Consider the following 18,899-nt stretch of genomic DNA (forward strand, 5'->3'; position numbering starts at 1 on the left):
CCTGACTTACTTTAGTGTGAGACTCTTGATACTTTCGCTTTCTGATCCGAAGATCAGCTCGCGGCCATCAAGCGCCCACACTTATCGGCTGTTAATTTTTAAAGAGCATTTCTGCGAGAAACCTGAAGTTTCCCAGCAGCGCTGCGTTTTCAGCAGCAGAGAAGCGAGATTATGAACCGTCTTTTTCAGCTCGTCAACAACTTTCTGAACTGCTTCGCTGCGACGGCGGGGGTTCAACTTCGTGTGCGCCGGGGTTCGACAACTTACCCTCGTCCGCACCGCTTCCTTTCTCCTTCCGCGCCGCGTTTCCGTTAGCGCGAAAGAGGCGTGATTCTAAGCACCCGCCCCGGTCTCCGCAACCTCTTTGTGAAAATATTTTGAAAAAGCCCCCGTGCGCTACCGCGCACGGGGGCTTCAGGTTCGAGGGGCCAAGTGCCGCCCGCAATCTCAAAGAAGTCGGCGGTTCATCGCTCTTATATATAGAGCGACGTCACTTGCCACCGACTGCAGCCTGCAGCCGCTCCATCGGCACGGCATCGGCCATGGCCGTGTAACCCGCATCACTCGGATGAATGCCGTCGCCGCTGTCATACCGGCGCTGCAGCACACTCGGCCGAACCGGATCGCGCAGCACCGCGTCGAAGTCGACCACGCCATCGAATCCGCCGCCGCTCCGGATCCACCGGTTCACCTCGAGCCGGACCGCCTCGCGCCCGGCCGGCAACGCCGCAGGCGTGAGCGTCGCGCCAAAGACCTTCACACCCTGGCGATGCGCTGCCTCGATCAACCGGCGGTAGCCGTCGATCAACGAAGCGGCCGTGACCTGCGTATGCGGGTTGTCGCAATCGAGCCCCGCACGCGGCGGCATCGCCGCAAAGTTGATGTCGTTGATGCCGATTAGCACGATCGCCGCCTTCACCCCCGCACGCGAAAGCGCATCGCGCTCGAACCGCGACGCCAGCGACGTGCCGTAGCATGCCGAATCGCTCAGCAGCCGATTGCCGCTGATCCCGAGATTCACGACGCCGAGCGAATCCGAACCTGCCGCGGTCAGCCGGCGCGCCAGTGCATCCGGCCAACGATGATTGCGATTCAGGCTCGAGCGCAGCCCGTCGGTGATCGAGTCCCCGATCGCGACGACACTCGCTCGCGCGGCCCCCGCCTCGACGGCCAGTTCGGTCACCCATGCATACTGGGTAAAGCGCGTCCGGAATGCGTCGGCGCCCGGATCGTTCACGTGATCGCCCGGCGCCGATACGTAATTGAGCTGGTTCGACACACGGTGCCACACGGTCATCCGCTGGTTTGCCCCCATCCGCAGACTGATCGCATACGGCTGCCCGGCCGTCACGTCGATCGCCACCGGGTCGCTTTCGAGTTCCTGGCTCGGGGCGAGCGTCACCGACGCCTTGCCGCCGAAGCGCACGGCAGCACCCGTCGCGTCGGCAAGCGCCGCGCCGTCACCGGCGCGCGCGAGACTGGCAGCCTCGATCACCAGCGGCGCGCGACCGTAGGCGTTGCTGACACGAATCCGCGCGGCATGCCCGGAAACCGTCGGGTAGACGATCTGCCGAACGGTCCGCCCAGCCACGTCGGGCGCGCGGTAGAGCGGCGGCGGCGCAGCCAGGTCGGGAATCGGCTGCAACGCGGTCGCCCACGCAGCGACCCACCCGGCCGGTGCGGCCGAGACCGCGAGCGGCGACAGGAAAACGGATGCGCCCAGCACGGTCGCGACGAAACTGCTTCGAAATGACATCGGCGAAATCCTCATCGGAAAGCAGGCATTGTGCCGCAGAAGCCGCCCGTCCCACGCGCCGGACCGCCTTCCCGACCGGCGACCGCGCCCCTCGCCCCACGTTTACCCGAGTCCCGATGCAAATCCGCAAGAAATTTATTAACCGACCGGTCGGTTGGTTTATACTTCGCACACATTCAACCGGACGAGATCCTCCGCCATGTACACGCAATCCCTCGACATCCCCGGCAACGTCGCACCGCTCGACGCCGCAGCCGAGTCGCCCGAGCAGGCGCGGTTCGACGCGGTCATGGCCGCGGACGGCAAGATCGAACCGCAGGACTGGATGCCCGACGCCTATCGCAAGACGCTGGTCCGCCAGATTTCGCAGCACGCGCACTCGGAAGTCGTCGGCATGCTGCCGGAAGGCAACTGGATCTCGCGCGCGCCGAGCCTGAAGCGCAAGGCGATCCTGCTCGCGAAAGTCCAGGACGAAGCCGGCCACGGCCTCTATCTATATAGCGCGGCCGAAACGCTCGGCGTATCGCGCGACGCGCTGATCGACGCGCTGCACGCCGGCAAGGCCAAATACTCGAGCATCTTCAACTATCCGACGCCGACCTGGGCCGACGTCGGCGTGATCGGCTGGCTCGTCGACGGCGCCGCGATCATGAACCAGATCCCGCTGTGCCGCTGCACGTACGGCCCGTACGCGCGCGCGATGATCCGCGTGTGCAAGGAAGAGTCGTTCCACCAGCGCCAGGGCTTCGATGCGCTGCTGTCGATGATGAAGGGCACCGACGCGCAGCGCGCGATGGTCCAGCAGGCGGTGAATCGTTGGTGGTGGCCGGTGCTGATGATGTTCGGGCCGAGCGATGCGGATTCGGTCCACAGCAACCAGTCCGCGAAATGGGGCATCAAGCGGATCTCGAACGACGACCTGCGGCAGAAGTTCGTCGACGCGACGGTCGACCAGGCGAAGGTGCTCGGCGTGACGCTGCCCGACCCGGACCTGAAATGGAACGAGGCGCGCGGCCACCATGACTACGGCGCGATCGACTGGGATGAATTCTGGCGCGTCGTCAACGGCGACGGCCCGTGCAACAAGGAACGCCTCGCGACCCGCGTGAAGGCGCACGACGACGGTGCGTGGGTGCGCGAAGCCGCGCTCGCGCACGAAGCCAAGCGCCGCGCCCGCGCCGAACAGCACGCCGCCTGAGCGGCAACCATCGAATACAGGATTCAGGAGAGAGAGTGATGAACAAGGAATGGCCGATCTGGGAAGTGTTCGTGCGCAGCAAGCAGGGCCTCGACCACAAGCATTGCGGCAGCCTGCACGCTGCCGACGCGTCGATGGCGCTGCGCATGGCGCGCGACGTCTACACGCGCCGCCAGGAAGGCGTGAGCATCTGGGTGGTGCCGTCGTCGGCGATCACCGCGTCGGATCCGGCCGAGAAGGCCGAGCTGTTCGAACCGGCGGGCGACAAGATCTACCGTCACCCGACGTTCTACACGCTGCCCGACGAAGTCAACCACATGTAACGCCCGCGCCATGACGATCACGCCCGAACACCTCTCCTACGTGCTGCGCCTCGCGGACAACGCGCTGATCCTCGGTCAGCGCAACGCCGAATGGTGCGGCCACGGCCCGATCCTCGAGGAAGACATCGCGCTCACCAACATGAGCCTCGACCTCATCGGCCAGGCTCGCATGCTGTATACGCACGCAGCCGACCTCGACCGCCAACTGAACGGCGCGGCGAAGACGGAAGACGATTACGCGTACTTCCGCACCGAGCGCGAATTCGCGAACTTCACGCTCGCCGAGCTGCCGCACTACGGCCCGATCGCCGGCACCGCGCACGCCGACAAGGACTACGCGGTGACCATCGTGCGCAATTTCCTCTACGCGACGCTGATGCTGCACGTGTGGACCGCGCTCGAAACGTCGACGGACGCGCAACTCGCCGCGATCGCCGCGAAATCGGTGAAGGAAACCCGCTATCACGTGCAGCATGCGCGCGAATGGCTGGTGCGCCTCGGCGACGGCACCGACGAATCGCATCGCCGTGCACAGGCCGCGCTCGACTACCTGATTCCGTACACGCGCGAGTTCTTCGCGGCCGACGCAATCGACGACGCGGTTTCCGCACCGGGCATCGGCCCGGCGCCGGCCACGCTCGAAGCCGCATGGCGCGCGGACGTGGACGATGCGCTCGCGGAAGCGACGCTCACCCTGCCCGCGCCCGTGCAGCACGTGACGACCGGCAAGCAGGGCGAGCACTCGGAACACATGGGCTACCTGCTGGCGGAAATGCAGAGCCTCGCGCGCCAGCACCCCGGCGCGAGCTGGTAACCGGCCGACCCAACGGAGCCCGACGATGTCCGTCCAGACCGCCTCACCCGCCGACGCCGCACCCGCCGCGCACCGCAACGATCCGTTGCTCGCGCGCGCGTGGGACGTGCTCGAAGCCGTGCCCGATCCCGAGATTCCGGTCGTGTCGATCCGCGAGCTCGGCATCCTGCGCGACGTCCGTCGCGCGGACGACGGCCTGCTCGAAGTCGTGATCACGCCGACCTACTCCGGCTGTCCGGCGATGTCGCAGATCGCCGAGGACATCGCCGCGGCGATGCACGCCGCCGACCTGCCACCGCACCGGATCGAGACGGTGCTCGCGCCCGCGTGGACGACCGACTGGATCACCCAGGAAGCGCGCGACAAGCTGCGCGCGTACGGCATCGCGCCGCCCGTCGGCCAGTGCGCCAGCGCCGCGCCGCGGGAAAACGTCGTACGTTTCGTGCCGCGCCCCGTCGCGGCGCCCGTCTGCCCGCGCTGCGGTTCCGCCCGCACCGAGCGTCTCGCGCAATTCGCATCCACGGCCTGCAAGGCGTTGTATCGCTGTGTCGACTGCCGCGAACCCTTCGACTACTTCAAACCTTATTGACCATGGCGACCCCGCAATTTCACCCGCTGCGTATCCGCGACGTGCGCCCCGAGACCGCCGACGCCGTCACCGTCTCCTTCGACGTGCCGCCCGAGTTGCGCGACGCGTACCGCTTCACGCAGGGCCAGTTCGTCACGCTGAAGACCCACATCGACGGCGAGGAAACGCGCCGCTCGTACTCGATCTGCGTCGGCACGACCGACTACGACCGCGACGGCGAACTGCGCATCGGCATCAAGCGCGTGCGCGGCGGCCGGTTTTCGAACTTCGCGTTCGACACGCTGAAGCCCGGCCACACGATCGACGTGATGACGCCGGACGGCCGCTTCTTCACGCACCTGAACGCCGACCACGGCAAGCAGTACGTCGCGTTCTCCGGCGGATCGGGCATCACGCCGGTGCTCGCGATCGTGAAGACGACGCTCGAGCTCGAGCCGCGCAGCACGTTCACATTGGTCTACGGCAACCGCAGCGTCGACGCGATCATGTTCGCCGAGGAGCTCGAGGACCTGAAGAACCGCTACATGAACCGCTTCGTCCTGTATCACGTGCTGTCGGACGACCAGCAGGACGTCGAGCTGTTCAACGGCGTGCTCGACCAGGCGAAATGCGCGGAATTCCTCGCCACGCTGACGCCGGCCGACGCGATCGACGAAGCGTTCATCTGCGGCCCCGCGCCGATGATGGACGCGGCCGAAGCCGCGCTGAAGGCAGCCGGCGTGCCGCAGGCCAAGGTGCATGTCGAGCGTTTCGGGACGCCGCTGCCGCAGGCGGGCGCGCCCGTCGTCGAGATCACCGACCAGACGCCGGCCGCCGACCTCGAAATCGTGCTCGACGGCAAGAAGCGCAAGCTGCGCCTGCCGTACGAAGGCGTGAGCCTGCTCGACGTCGGCCTGCGCGCGGGCCTCGCGCTGCCGTACGCGTGCAAGGGCGGCGTATGCTGCACGTGCCGCGCGAAGGTGGTCGAAGGCGAAGTCCGAATGGAGAAGAACTACACGCTCGAGGAACACGAAGTGAAGGACGGCTTCGTGCTCACGTGCCAGTGCCACCCGATCAGCGACAAGGTCGTCGTGAGCTTCGACGAGCGTTGAGCGACGTCGCGCCGGCGCGGTGCGCCGGTTTCTCGTCGTCACACATCTCGCTTACACTAGGGGCCGCCGGCCGGCTGGACGTCGCAACGTCCGCCCGGCCGGCGGTTTTCTTTTGTTGATGACAGGCCGATGAGTACCATTCACGTGATTCAGGGCGGCACCGCCGCCGCGTCGCTGCGCGAGGCTCTCGCGCAAGCCGGACGCGACGAGCGCGTCGTCGGATTGCTCGACGATCTCGCGGTCGGGCCGCTGAAGGGCGCCGACGAGACGCCCGACACGCGCGCCGCCTTCTGGCAGCGCGTGCTCGGCGACCAGATTCCCGACTGGCATGCGGAGATCGAAGCTGAATTCACCCGCCTCGACCAGCTCGCGATGGATACCGACCAGGTGGTCGTCTGGCATGCACCGAGCGTCGGCGACAAGCTGCTGTTGCGCCGCGTCGCCTATCACCTGCGCAACGTGCCGCAACGGCTGAACGAGGTGCGGTTGTCGGCCGCGGACCTCGACGCCTCGCAGCGCGCGGCGCTGACCCGTACCGACCAGGCCTGCTCGACCGGGATGTTCTCGCCCGCGGCACTCGCCCGCAAACGGCCGGCGGCCGCGCCGATCTCGGTACTGCGCATCGGGCGCCTCGCGCTCGAATGGCAGGAGGCGAAGCACCTGAATGCCGAACTGCGTTACTGGGTCAGCAACACGATCAAGAGCGGCCACTACGCGGACCTCGACGCGCTGATCGTCGCGCACGCGGAAACCGGCTGGCTGCCCGCGCGACGCGTCGTCGGCGGCATCATGGCCGGGGCCGACCGCGGTGGGCTGTTCGTCAGCGACTCGATCGCCTGGTGGCGCTGCCGCGAACTCGCGGCCGCCGGCCGGCTCGAGCTGCAGGACGACGCGCCGGCCGCCCTTTCTTCCACGCAGGTGCGCGCGGCAGCCGCGCCTCGCTAACGCTACAACTTTCGCATTCGACCATGGCCCGTACCCGAGCGCCCGACCACGAATCCCAGCGCGAACAGATCCTCGATCTCGCCGCCGAGAAATTCGCGCAGACGAGCTATCCGAGCACGTCGATGTCCGATCTCGCGACCGCGAGCGGCACGTCGAAGGCACGTCTCTATCACTATTACGAGAGCAAGGAAGCGATCCTGTTCGACCTGCTCGACCGCTACACGAAGCGCTTGATGCTGATCATCGCCGAGGTCGAAGGCGCGAGCCAGCGGCGCGGCCTCAGCGAGCGCGACGCGTTCGCCGAGCTGGTGCGCGCATTTCTCGCCGAATACGAGACGTCGCACAGCCGCCATGTCGCGCTGCTCAACGACGTGAAGTACCTCGAGGACGCGCAGCGCGAAATCGTGCTCGACCGCCAGCGCGACATCGTCGCGGCATTCGCGCGCCAGCTCGCGCGGGCCTATCCGGACCGAATCTCGAAGGAAAACCAGACGTCGGTCACGATGATGGTGTTCGGGATGATCAACTGGACGTTCACATGGCTCAAGCCGGGTGGCCGCCTCGGCTACCGCGACTTCGCCGAACAGGTGATCGACCTGATGGAACACGGACTGTCGCCCGGCGCGTGATTGCCGCGCAGCAGCATGCGTTGCGCGGCGGGCACACTGCAACAGGCCGCCGCGCGTTTCATATGATGAATTTTAAATCCGTTTAAAATCAAATAGATAGAGGATTAACTAAGCGGATTTAGAATTCACCCTCAGCACAAATAACGTCAAATACGGGTTTTCCCCAACCCCGCTCAGGTAAAATGCGCTGCATTGCACAAGTCACTGGTGCAGCCACACACTGAGGAACCCACGATGAACACGCAACTCAACCGCCGTGCCGATGCTGTCGGCCACGCCGGTACTGCGCCGGTTCTCGTCAGGGAACTGGCTTCCAAAGACCGTGAGCAAATGCTCACCCACTTTCTCTCGCTCAACGAAGAGGACCGCCTGCTGCGCTTCGGCCAAATGGTGCCCGATCACGTGATCGAGAACTATGTCCGTACGATCGACTTCGGTCGCGACACGGTGTTCGGCGTGTTCGACCATGCGCTCGAGCTGATCGGCGTCGGCCACCTGGCGTACCTGCCCGCCGATGGCGACAAGCGCACGGCCGAATTCGGCGTGTCGGTGCTCGAAAGCGCCCGCGGCCGCGGCGTCGGCTCGAAGCTGTTCGAGCGCGCGGCGATCCGCAGCCGCAACACCCGCGTGACGATGCTGTACATGCATTGCCTGTCGCGCAACGCGACGATGATGCACATCGCGAAGAAGTCCGGGATGCGGATCGAATACGCATACGGCGAGGCCGATGCGTACCTGTCGCTGCCACCGGCCGACCATTCGACGATCCTCGCCGAAATGCTGCAGGAGCAGGCCGCGGTATTCGACTACGCGCTCAAGCGCCAGGCGCACCGCACGTCGAAGTTCATCGAATCGCTGATGCCCGCCGCGCTGACGGCGTAACATCGGCCGACCGGGTTGCCTCGCGGGGCGCCCGGCCAACCTTCTCTTTCTTGCTGCCCGGCGCCACGCGCTAACGCACCGACCGGATCGGCAACGCCGTCGTCTCCTTGAAGCACTCGAGCGAGAAGCTCGTCTTCACGTCGATCACCGACGGATGGTGCAGCAAATGCTCCTGCACGAACCGGGAGAAATGCGCCATGTCCTCGACCTGCACGCGCAGCAGGTAATCCATGTCACCCGTCATCGCATGGCACGCGACCACTTCCGGCCAGGTCTGCACGGCCGCGCGGAACAGTTCCGCGTGGGTCGCGCCCGCGCGCGCCGACGTCTCGTCGGCACGGACCGGCACCACGCCGCCGCGCTTCTCGAGCCGCACGCTCACGTACGCGAGCAGGTCGAGCCCGAGCTTCTGCGGATCGAGCAGCGCGACGTAGCCGGTGATCACGCCGATCTCCTCGAGCCGACGGATCCGCCGCAGGCACGGGCTCGGCGACAGGTTCACGCGCTCGGCGATCTCCTGGTTCGACAGGCGACCGTTTTCCTGAAGAATCGCGAGAATCCGCCGGTCGATGGCATCCAATTCGGCTTGCGCCATCTTCTGCCCTCCAATGATTGTTCAGAGACTGGAAATTGCGCCATCGTAGGCATGGACGATTAAGTTCGCAAGTTTCCGCTCGCGCCCGCCCGCTACACTTTGTCGCACGTACCGATTCGTTGCGCACGCCGACGCGTGCGCCGCGTTCGACATCGAACCGGGCCGCGCACGCGCACGTCGCGCCGGCCGATCGCCCCGCACAGGAGACACGACATGCAGATCCCCAACTGGGACAACCCCGTCGGCACCGACGGCTTCGAATTCATCGAATACACCGCTCCGGATCCGAAAGCGCTCGGACAACTGTTCGAACGGATGGGTTTCACCGCGATCGCGCGCCATCGCCACAAGGACGTGACGGTCTACCGCCAGGGCGACATCAACTTCATCATCAACGCCGAACCCGATTCGTTCGCGCAACGCTTCGCGCGGCTGCACGGCCCGTCGATCTGCGCGATCGCGTTCCGCGTGCAGGACGCCGCGAAGGCGTACAAGCACGCGCTCGATCTCGGCGCATGGGGCTTCGACAACAAGACGGGCCCGATGGAGCTGAACATCCCGGCGATCAAGGGCATCGGCGATTCGCTGATCTATTTCGTCGACCGCTGGCGCGGCAAGAACGGCGCGCAGCCGGGCGCGATCGGCGACATCAGCATCTACGACGTCGACTTCGAGCCGATCGCCGGCGCGAACCCGAATCCGGTCGGCCATGGCCTCACCTACATCGACCACCTGACGCACAACGTGCATCGCGGCCGCATGCAGGAATGGGCCGAGTTCTACGAGCGCCTGTTCAACTTCCGCGAAGTGCGCTACTTCGACATCGAAGGCAAGGTGACGGGCGTGAAGTCGAAGGCGATGACGTCGCCGTGCGGCAAGATCCGGATCCCGATCAACGAGGAAGGCTCGGACACGGCCGGCCAGATCCAGGAATACCTCGACGCGTACCACGGCGAAGGCATCCAGCACATCGCGCTCGGCACGAACGACATCTACGGCGCGGTCGACGGCCTGCGCGGCAAGGGCGTGAAGCTGCTCGACACGATCGACACGTATTACGAACTGGTCGACCGCCGCGTGCCGAACCACGGCGAATCGCTGGACGAACTCAAGAAGCGCAAGATCCTGATCGACGGCGCCCGCGACGACCTGCTGCTGCAGATCTTCACCGAGAACCAGATCGGCCCGATCTTCTTCGAGATCATCCAGCGCAAGGGCAATCAGGGCTTCGGCGAAGGCAACTTCAAGGCGCTGTTCGAATCGATCGAACTCGACCAGATCCGCCGCGGCGTGGTCCAGGACAAGGCCTGACGCAGACGGCCGCGCGGCGCCCGGCAGCCGGTGCCGCGCGCGCCTCGGCGGCACATGAAAAAAGGGCGGGAATCTTTCGATTCCCGCCCTTTTGTCTTTTGTATCGTTGCGGCGCGGCCCAACGGCCGCGCGAACGGATCAACGCACGTTCGCCTTCGACACGACGACGCGCGCGGCCGCCGGTTGCGCATCGGCGGCCTGCGCCGGCGCGATCTGACGCATCTGCGCGCCGGCTGCCGCCAGTGCGCTCGCGCCTTGCGCGTGCACTGGGCCGGTCATCGCGAAAAACGCCGCGGACACGATCAGGAAACTCTGGATATGACGTGTGTTCATTGCACCTCCTTTAAAACTGCCGGCGCCTCCCCGGTTGCGTCGAAACGTGCCGACGCGGCCGGGCACCTCCGGCAGGCCGACAAGATTAACGGCATTTGTACGAAGATGGGACCGGCTTTACATGCTTTTACATGATGTAACGCATCGCCGCGCGCCGTTTCGTCGACGCGTCGCTGCCCGTCGGCCGGTGGGCGGCGGGTTTATCCCAGTGCTACCATCACTCAAAACCGGCCAATATGCCGGCCACTGCCGACACGTCCACAAGACGTCGACGCAATCGAAGCTTTGGTGATCCCAAACTGGGTGGAGGAGACAGTTAATGAATGCCCCGCTAGACGCAGGCCAACGCGCGTCGCTCGAAGCCGCGCTGAAGTCCGTCACGCTTGACGACAAATACACGCTCGAACGCGGCCGCGCTTACATGAGCGGCATCCAGGCGCTCGTGCGCCTGCCGATGTTGCAGCAGGAACGCGACCGCGCCGCCGGCCTCAACACGGCCGGCTTCATCTCCGGTTATCGCGGCTCGCCGCTCGGCGGCCTCGACCTCTCGCTCTGGAAGGCCAAGCAGTACCTCGCGGCCCACCAGATCGTCTTCCAGCCCGGTCTCAACGAAGATCTCGCCGCCACCGCCGTTTGGGGCTCGCAGCAGGTGAACCTGTATCCCGGCGCGAAGCACGACGGCGTGTTCGGCATGTGGTACGGCAAGGGCCCGGGTGTCGACCGCACCGGCGACGTCTTCAAGCACGCGAACTCGGCCGGCTCGTCGCAGCACGGCGGCGTGCTCGTGCTCGCCGGCGACGACCACGCGGCGAAATCGTCGACGCTCGCGCACCAGTCCGAACACATCTTCAAGGCCTGCGGGCTGCCGGTGCTGTTCCCGTCCAACGTGCAGGAATATCTCGACTTCGGCCTGCACGGCTGGGCGATGAGCCGCTACTCGGGCCTGTGGGTCGCGCTCAAGTGCGTGACGGACGTGGTTGAATCGTCGGCATCGGTCGACATCGACCCGCATCGCACCGAGATCGTGCTGCCGACGGACTTCATCCTGCCGGAAGGCGGCCTGAACATCCGCTGGCCGGACCCGCCGCTCGTCCAGGAAGCGCGGCTGCTCGACTACAAGTGGTACGCAGCGCTCGCGTACGTGCGCGCGAACAAGCTCGACCGGATCGAGATCGACTCGCCGAATGCGCGCTTCGGGATCATGACGGGCGGCAAGGCGTACCTCGACGTGCGCCAGGCACTGACGGACCTCGGCCTCGACGACGAAACCTGCGCGCGGATCGGCATCCGCCTGTACAAGGTCGGCTGCGTATGGCCGCTCGAGGCGCAGGGCGCGCAGGCATTCGCGCGCGGCCTCGACGAAATCCTCGTCGTCGAGGAAAAGCGCCAGATCCTCGAATACGCGATCAAGGAAGAACTGTACAACTGGCCCGATGCGCAGCGCCCGCGCGTGTTCGGCAAGTTCGACGAGAAGGACGGCGCCGGCGGCGAATGGTCGGTGCCGATGGGCAACTGGCTGCTGCCCGCGCACTACGAACTGTCGCCCGCGATCATCGCGAAGGCGATCGCGACGCGCCTCGAGAAGTTCGAGCTGCCGTCCGACGTGCGCGCACGCATCGCCGCGCGGCTCGCGGTGATCAACGCGAAGGAAATGGCGCTCGCGAAGCCGCACGTGCAGACTGAGCGCAAGCCGTGGTTCTGCTCGGGCTGCCCGCACAACACGTCAACCAACGTGCCGGAAGGCTCGCGCGCGATCGCCGGAATCGGCTGCCACTACATGACGGTCTGGATGGACCGCAACACGAGCACCTTCAGCCAGATGGGCGGCGAAGGCGTGCCGTGGATCGGCCAGGCGCCGTTCACGGACGAGAAGCACGTATTCGCGAACCTCGGCGACGGCACCTATTTCCACTCGGGCCTGCTGGCGGTGCGCGCGGCGATCTCGTCGAAGGCGAACATCACCTACAAGATCCTCTACAACGACGCGGTCGCGATGACGGGCGGCCAGCCGGTCGACGGCGTGCTGACGGTGCCGCAGATCACGCACCAGCTCGCGTCCGAAGGCGCGAAGAAGATCGTGATCGTCACCGACGAACCGGAGAAGTACGACAGCCAGAAGGCGCTGCTCGCGCCGGGCGTGACGATCCATCACCGCGACCAGCTCGACGACGTGCAGCGCGAGCTGCGGGAGATCGAAGGCACGACGATCCTGATCTACGACCAGACCTGCGCGACCGAGAAGCGCCGCCGCCGCAAGCGCGGCACGTATCCGGATCCGGCGAAGCGCGTCGTGATCAACGACGCTGTGTGCGAAGGCTGCGGCGACTGCTCGGTGAAGTCGAACTGCCTGTCGGTCGAGCCGCTGGAAACCGAATTCGGCACGAAGCGCCAGATCAACCAGTCGAGCTGCAACAAGGACTTCTCGTGCGTGAAGGGCTTCTGCCCGAGCTTCGTCACGGTCGAAGGCGGCCAGTTGAAGAAGCCCAAGGCCGTGTCGGTGGACGGCGGTGCGCTGCCGCCGATTCCGGAGCCGACGCTGCCGGCGATCGACCGTGCATACGGCGTGCTCGTCACGGGCGTGGGCGGCACGGGCGTCGTCACCATCGGCGCGCTGCTCGGGATGGCCGCGCACCTGGAGAACAAGGGCGTGACCGTGCTCGACGTCACGGGTCTCGCGCAGAAGGGCGGCGCCGTGATGAGCCACGTGCAGATCTCGCACGCGCCGACCGACATCCACGCGACGCGGATCGCGATGGGCGAAGCCGACCTCGTGATCGGCTGCGACGCGATCGTCACGGCCGGCGACGAATGCACGTCGCGGATGCGGCACGACACGACGCGCGTAGTCGTCAACAGCGCGCAGACGCCGACCGCCGAGTTCATCAAGAACCCGAACTGGGCGTTCCCGGGCCTGTCCGCGGAAAACGACATCCGCGCGGCGGCGGGTGAAGCCGTCGACTTCATCGACGCGAACCGCTTCGCGGTCGCGCTGCTCGGCGACGCGATCTACACGAACCCATTCGTGCTCGGCTACGCGTGGCAGAAGGGCTGGCTGCCGCTCACGCTCGCGTCGCTCCAACGCGCGATCGAGCTGAACGCGGTGTCGGTCGAGAAGAACCGTGCGGCGTTCGACTGGGGCCGCCGCGCCGCGCACGACCTCGCGAGCGTGAAGCAGGCTGCGGCCGGCGACGCCCGCCCCGCGCAAGGCGCGACGGTGATCGCGCTGCATACGAAGAAGGCGGTCGACGCACTGATCGCGAAGCGCGTGGCGTTCCTCACTGCGTACCAGAACGCCGCGTATGCGTCGCGCTATGCGGCCTTCGTCGACACGGTGCGAGCAGCCGAACGCGCGCTGGCGGACGGCGACGCCGCGCAGGAGCCGCTGACCGAAGCGGTCGCGCGCAACCTGTTCAAGCTGATGGCGTACAAGGACGAATACGAGGTCGCGCGGCTGCAGTCCGATCCGGCGTTCCTCGCGCGCCTGTCGTCGCAGTTCGAAGGCGACTGGAAACTGAAGTTCCACCTCGCGCCGCCGCTGTTCGCGAAGACGGACGCGCACGGCCATCTCGTGAAGAAGGCCTACGGCCCGTGGATGCTGTCGGCGTTCCGGTTGCTGGCGAAGGCGAAGTTCCTGCGCGGCACGGGCCTCGACCCGTTCGGCCGCACCGAGGAGCGCCGCACCGAGCGCGCACTGATCGGCGAGTACGAAGCGCTGATCGGCGAGGTGCTGACCAGGCTGAACGCAGCCAACCGCCCGCTCGCGCTCGAGCTGGCGGCGCTGCCGGACGGCATTCGCGGCTACGGCCACGTGAAGGAGAACAACCTGCGCGCGGTTCGCCAGAAGTGGAACACGTTGCTCGCGAAGTGGCGTTCGCCGACGGGCGGGCAGTCGCGCCAGCAGGTCGCGTAACGGCGCGCGGCGGGCGTTCGTAGTCGGGACGTCCGCCACCGCGCGGTGGCGGTTCATAAAAAAACGCCACGGAACGGAGGTTCCGTGGCGTTTTTCATTGCGCCGCGCGCGATGCGCGGCACACGCGGGCGCGAACTTACTTCGTGTTCGCGTTCGCGGCGGCCACTGCCGTCATGTTGATGATCCGGCGCACGGTCGCGGCCGGCGTCAGGATGTGGACCGGCTTCGCCGCGCCGAGCAGGAGCGGGCCGACCGTCACGCCTTCGCCGCCGACCATCTTCAGCAGGTTGTACGCGATGTTCGCCGCTTCGACGTTCGGCATGATCAGCAGGTTCGCTTCGCCCGACAGCGTCGTGCCCGGGAATGCGGCCTTGCGGACCGCTTCCGACAGCGCCGCGTCGCCGTGCATTTCGCCGTCGACCTCGAGGTTCGGCGCACGCTCGCTGATCAGCTTGCGGGCTTCGGCCATGCGGCGCGACGACGCCGACGGCGCGCTGCCGAAGTTCGAATTCGACAGCAGCGCGGCCTTCGGCACGATGCCGAAGCGCTCGATCTCGGCGGCCGCCTGGATCGTCATGTCGGCGAGCTGTTCGGCGCTCGGCAGTTCGTTCACGTACGTGTCGCACAGGAACAGGTTGCGGCCCGGCAGCATCAGCAGGTTCATCGCCGCGAAGTGCTCGGCGCCCTTCGCACGGCCCAGCACCTGGTCGATGAACTTCAGGTGCGTGTGGTACGTGTCGATCATCCCGCAGATCATCCCTTCCGCATCGCCCAGATGCACGAGCATCGCGCCGATCAGCGTGTTGAACTTGCGCAGCGCGGCTTTCGCGACTTCCGGCGTGACGCCGTCGCGCGCGCCGATCTCGTGGTACGCCTGCCAGTAGCGGTGGTAGCGCGTGTCGTCTTCCGGATTCACGATCTCGAAATCGACGCCGGCCTTCAGCTTCGAGCCGATCTTCGCGAGGCGCATCTCGACGACCGACGGACGGCCGACGATGATCGGCTTCGCGATCTTTTCCTGCAGCACGAACTGCGCGGCGCGCAGCACGCGCTCGTCCTCGCCCTCGGCGAACACGATGCGCGCCTGCTTCTTCTTCGCGGTCGCGAACACCGGGCGCATCACCATGCCGGTGCGGTAGACGGTCGCGCCGAGCTGCTCGCGGTATGCGTCCATGTCCTGGATCGGACGCGTGGCAACGCCCGAATCCATCGCGGCTTGCGCGACGGCCGGCGCGATCTTGATGATCAGGCGCGGATCGAACGGCTTCGGAATCAGGTATTCCGGCCCGAACTCGAGCGAGTGGCCTTCATACGCCTTCGCCACTTCCTCGCTCTGGTCGGTTTCCTCGGCCAGCTCGGCGATCGCGCGCACGCACGCGAGCTTCATTTCTTCCGTGATCGTCGTCGCGCCGACGTCGAGCGCGCCGCGGAAGATGAACGGGAAGCACAGCACGTTGTTGACCTGGTTCGGGTAGTCCGAACGGCCGGTCGCGACGATCGCGTCCGGGCGCACGGCCTTCGCGTCTTCCGGGCGGATTTCCGGTTCCGGGTTCGCGAGCGCCAGGATCAGCGGGCGGTCACCCATCGTCTTGACCATGTCCTGCTTCAGCACGCCCGCGCTCGAGCAGCCGAGGAACACGTCCGCGCCGACGATCGCGTCGGCGAGCGTGCGCGCGTCGGTGGTCGCCGCATAGCGCTGCTTCGACGGGTCGAGGTTGCCGCGCCCCTCGTAAATCACACCCTTCGAGTCGGCGACGAGGATGTTCGACTTCGTGAGGCCGAGGTTCACCAGCAGGTCCAGACACGCGATCGCCGCCGCGCCCGCGCCCGAGCATACGAGCTTCACTTCGGACAACTTCTTGCCGACCACCTTCAGGCCGTTCAGGATCGCGGCCGACGCGATGATCGCGGTGCCGTGCTGATCGTCGTGGAAGACGGGGATCTTCATGCGCTCGCGCAGCTTCTGCTCGATGTAGAAGCATTCCGGCGCCTTGATGTCCTCGAGGTTGATGCCGCCGAGCGTCGGCTCGAGCATCGCGATGGCCTCGACGAGCTTGTCGGGGTCGGACTCCGAGAGTTCGATGTCGAACACGTCGATGCCCGCGAACTTTTTGAACAGGCAGCCCTTGCCTTCCATCACCGGCTTCGCGGCCAGCGGGCCGATGTTGCCGAGGCCCAGCACGGCCGTGCCGTTCGTGATGACGCCGACGAGGTTGCCGCGCGACGTGTACTTCTGCGCGTCGAGCGGATCAGCGTGGATTGCCTCGCACGCGGCGGCGACGCCCGGCGAATACGCGAGCGACAGATCGAGCTGGTTCGACAGCGGCTTGGTCGGGGTGACCGAAATCTTGCCGGGTTTCGGGTTCAGGTGATAAGCGAGAGCGGCCTGCTTCAGTTGTTCGTCCATGATTGACCTGCGAGAGACATGCGAAATTTTGACGGTTCAGTACACAGCACCTTGGGCCGCGTCTGCTTGAATCGAAGGGGTGGTCGACTGCGAGACGGCACGCAGCGCGCCGGGTCGGCACGCCATCGAACCTTGGCGGGTAGCAAGAGGAAAGTACAAAGTACTGAACGATTTCTAACGGTCGCCTAGTGTACACCCCCTAAATGCCGTCCGTTGGTGCGGCGCCGCATCCTCCGCATCGGCATCGAGGCGATCGCGCCCCGTTTGTTTCGCCGGTGGTGAGCCGCACGCCGAACCTGCGGGAATTCCGCCGAAAACCGGCCTGGATCGGGTAAAATAGCGGGCTACGCGCGCAGCGATGCGGTCGGCCCGCCGATCGCACCCCGGCCCCTCGGGCAGGTTCCCCTTGCTGCGCCACCGGGCCCGCGCCCGCTCTTCGCTCATCACCCAAGGAATGCCCATGACAGGCTACGATCGTCAGTCGATCTCGGATACGACCGCCAAAATCCTGCTCGAAGTGCAGGCGGTGCACTTCAATGCCGAAAAACCGTTCATCTTCACGTCCGGCTGGGCAAGCCCCGTCTATATCGACTGCCGCAAGCTGATCTCGTATCCGCGCGTGCGTCGTGCGCTGATGGAAATGGCTGAAACGACGATCATGCGCGACGTCGGTTTCGAGCAGATCGACTCGGTGGCGGGCGGCGAGACGGCCGGCATCCCGTTCGCGGCATGGCTCGCGGATCGGATGATGGTGCCGATGCAGTATGTTCGCAAGAAGCCGAAGGGTTTCGGCCGCAACGCGCAGATCGAGGGTCATCTGGAAGAAGGCTCGCGCGTGCTGCTCGTGGAAGACCTGACGACCGACAGCCGCAGCAAGATCAACTTCGTCAATGCGCTGCGCACCGCGGGCGCGACGGTGAACCACTGCTTCGTGCTGTTCCACTACAACATCTTCAAGGAAAGCGTGTCGGTCCTGAAGGACATCGACGTCGACCTGCACGCGCTGGCGACCTGGTGGGACGTGCTGCGCGTCGCGAAGGCATCGGGCTACTTCGAGACCAAGACGCTCGACGAAGTCGAGAAGTTCCTGCACGCGCCGGCCGAGTGGTCGGCCGCGCACGGCGGCGCGACGGCCCCGAAGGAGTAATTGCCGGGCCGGCACGCAGCCGGCACCCTGGCCGAAAAAGCCGCTCGCCTGATCGCGAGCGGTTTTTTTTCGTCCACCGATGCGCATCGGGGCGGACCGAATCGCGGGCCGCGGCATGCATCGCTCATCGAACCCTAATGCTAGACTTGATCCATCGTCGCCATCAGCTGCGCGGGCAACGCACAACGCCAACAATGCCGGGAGCATCGGCCCGGCCCACGTGACGGGAGAAGCGCCATATGCGTGTGGATCGCCGGATCACTTCGCCTGCGTCCCCGGGTCGTCCTTCGCCGTTCATCGCCGCCCTTCCCTGCGCCGCCGCGTGCGTCGCGTTCGCCGTCCTGCCCGCGCGGGCGGAAGGCCCGTTCACCGTGTCGAGCAACGACCTGACGCCCGGCGGGCGCGTCAGCGCCGCGAACGTGTTCGACCGCGGCGACTGCAAAGGCGGCAACCGTTCGCCGCAGCTCAGCTGGCGCAACCCGCCCCCCGGCACGCACGGCTACGCGATCACGATCTTCGATCCCGATGCGCCGGGGCACGGCTGGTGGCACTGGGCCGTCGCCGGCATCCCGGCGAGCGTCACGAGCCTGCCGGCCGACGCGAGCGCGTCGGGCTTCCTGCGCCGCATCGGCGCGAGCGAGGCGCGCAACGACTTCGGGGTCGACGGCTACGGCGGCCCGTGCCCGCCGCCCGGCAAGCCGCATCGCTACGTGATAACCGTCTATGCGCTGAAGGGCACGGACCTGCGCGTCGCACAAGGGCGCCCCGCACCGATGTTCGAGCACGAGATCGGCACGCTGGCGATCGGCACCGCACAGCTCACGGTCACTTACGGACAGTGAGCGCTCATGCGCCGCCGTCTGCCCCATTGCGCGTGTCTCCGGCCGCGATCGCCCGCGCCCGCGAATTTCCCCACGCCGCGTGCGTGCTTTTCTCCCGTCATTTCGGCTTGCTAGACTCGGCGGCACC

General features: G+C 66.2%; 16 protein-coding genes. 12 read left to right on the forward strand and 4 right to left on the reverse strand.

Translation table 11 applies throughout. The features are described 5' to 3' along the window. Positions 1–490 precede the first annotated feature (490 nt). Complete coding sequence (locus HWX22_RS28865) at positions 491–1,756, reverse strand: SGNH/GDSL hydrolase family protein (RefSeq protein ID WP_175916872.1); 1,266 nt, start codon at positions 1,754–1,756, stop codon at positions 491–493. Positions 1,757–1,955: 199 nt separating this feature from the next. Here HWX22_RS28865 and paaA point away from each other — a divergent pair, with 199 nt between their 5' ends. From paaA to HWX22_RS28905, 8 genes are all read left to right on the forward strand, one after another. Next, complete coding sequence (gene paaA / locus HWX22_RS28870; RefSeq protein WP_059816653.1) at positions 1,956–2,954, forward strand: 1,2-phenylacetyl-CoA epoxidase subunit PaaA; 999 nt, start codon at positions 1,956–1,958, stop codon at positions 2,952–2,954. 38 nt (positions 2,955–2,992) lie between these two features. Then, a complete protein-coding gene (gene paaB, locus HWX22_RS28875; RefSeq protein WP_006752453.1) occupies positions 2,993–3,277 on the forward strand; it encodes a 1,2-phenylacetyl-CoA epoxidase subunit PaaB in 285 nt (94 codons plus the stop codon). A 10-nt stretch (positions 3,278–3,287) separates the two neighbouring features. Next, positions 3,288–4,091: a 1,2-phenylacetyl-CoA epoxidase subunit PaaC gene (gene paaC / locus HWX22_RS28880; protein ID WP_059816650.1), complete on the forward strand. Its 804-nt coding sequence runs from the start codon at positions 3,288–3,290 to the stop codon at positions 4,089–4,091. 25 nt (positions 4,092–4,116) lie between these two features. Beyond that, a complete protein-coding gene (gene paaD / locus HWX22_RS28885; protein ID WP_059816647.1) occupies positions 4,117–4,680 on the forward strand; it encodes a 1,2-phenylacetyl-CoA epoxidase subunit PaaD in 564 nt (187 codons plus the stop codon). Positions 4,681–4,682: 2 nt separating this feature from the next. Then, entirely contained in the window at positions 4,683–5,771 is a 1,089-nt protein-coding gene (gene paaE / locus HWX22_RS28890; protein ID WP_059533373.1) for a 1,2-phenylacetyl-CoA epoxidase subunit PaaE, read from the forward strand. A gap of 129 nt (positions 5,772–5,900) precedes the next feature. Beyond that, positions 5,901–6,716, forward strand: a complete 816-nt coding sequence (locus tag HWX22_RS28895) for a DUF1835 domain-containing protein (protein ID WP_059533375.1) — start codon at positions 5,901–5,903, stop codon at positions 6,714–6,716. 23 nt (positions 6,717–6,739) lie between these two features. Next, positions 6,740–7,345 carry a TetR/AcrR family transcriptional regulator gene (locus HWX22_RS28900; RefSeq protein ID WP_059533377.1) on the forward strand — a complete coding sequence of 202 codons (606 nt, stop codon included), beginning with the start codon at positions 6,740–6,742 and terminating at the stop codon, positions 7,343–7,345. A 234-nt stretch (positions 7,346–7,579) separates the two neighbouring features. Continuing rightward, positions 7,580–8,227: a GNAT family N-acetyltransferase gene (locus HWX22_RS28905; protein WP_059533379.1), complete on the forward strand. Its 648-nt coding sequence runs from the start codon at positions 7,580–7,582 to the stop codon at positions 8,225–8,227. Between the two features lie 70 nt (positions 8,228–8,297). On the opposite strand, the gene HWX22_RS28910 is transcribed toward HWX22_RS28905, so the two are convergent. Continuing rightward, positions 8,298–8,822, reverse strand: coding sequence for an Lrp/AsnC family transcriptional regulator (locus HWX22_RS28910; protein ID WP_059691570.1), 525 nt, complete (start codon positions 8,820–8,822; stop codon positions 8,298–8,300). Positions 8,823–9,035: 213 nt separating this feature from the next. Between HWX22_RS28910 and hppD the strand changes: the two genes are divergently transcribed. Beyond that, complete coding sequence (gene hppD / locus HWX22_RS28915; RefSeq protein WP_175916873.1) at positions 9,036–10,133, forward strand: 4-hydroxyphenylpyruvate dioxygenase; 1,098 nt, start codon at positions 9,036–9,038, stop codon at positions 10,131–10,133. A 138-nt stretch (positions 10,134–10,271) separates the two neighbouring features. Here the strand turns inward: hppD and HWX22_RS28920 are convergent, their stop codons facing one another. Then, positions 10,272–10,466, reverse strand: a complete 195-nt coding sequence (locus HWX22_RS28920) for a hypothetical protein (RefSeq protein WP_059533382.1) — start codon at positions 10,464–10,466, stop codon at positions 10,272–10,274. Between the two features lie 319 nt (positions 10,467–10,785). On the opposite strand from HWX22_RS28920, the gene HWX22_RS28925 reads away from it, so the two are divergent. After that, positions 10,786–14,376, forward strand: a complete 3,591-nt coding sequence (locus tag HWX22_RS28925; RefSeq protein WP_175916874.1) for an indolepyruvate ferredoxin oxidoreductase family protein — start codon at positions 10,786–10,788, stop codon at positions 14,374–14,376. Between the two features lie 136 nt (positions 14,377–14,512). On the opposite strand, the gene HWX22_RS28930 is transcribed toward HWX22_RS28925, so the two are convergent. Further along, positions 14,513–16,783 carry an NADP-dependent malic enzyme gene (locus tag HWX22_RS28930; protein ID WP_175916875.1) on the reverse strand — a complete coding sequence of 757 codons (2,271 nt, stop codon included), beginning with the start codon at positions 16,781–16,783 and terminating at the stop codon, positions 14,513–14,515. Positions 16,784–17,243: 460 nt separating this feature from the next. On the opposite strand from HWX22_RS28930, the gene HWX22_RS28935 reads away from it, so the two are divergent. Both HWX22_RS28935 and HWX22_RS28940 read left to right on the forward strand, forming a co-directional pair. Next, positions 17,244–17,930: an orotate phosphoribosyltransferase gene (locus HWX22_RS28935; protein ID WP_006752465.1), complete on the forward strand. Its 687-nt coding sequence runs from the start codon at positions 17,244–17,246 to the stop codon at positions 17,928–17,930. A gap of 239 nt (positions 17,931–18,169) precedes the next feature. Then, positions 18,170–18,772, forward strand: coding sequence for a YbhB/YbcL family Raf kinase inhibitor-like protein (locus HWX22_RS28940; RefSeq protein ID WP_175916876.1), 603 nt, complete (start codon positions 18,170–18,172; stop codon positions 18,770–18,772). Positions 18,773–18,899: the final 127 nt, after the last annotated feature.

Source organism: Burkholderia sp. BCC1638, from assembly GCF_902833195.1.
Classification (GTDB): Bacteria; Pseudomonadota; Gammaproteobacteria; order Burkholderiales; family Burkholderiaceae; genus Burkholderia; species Burkholderia diffusa.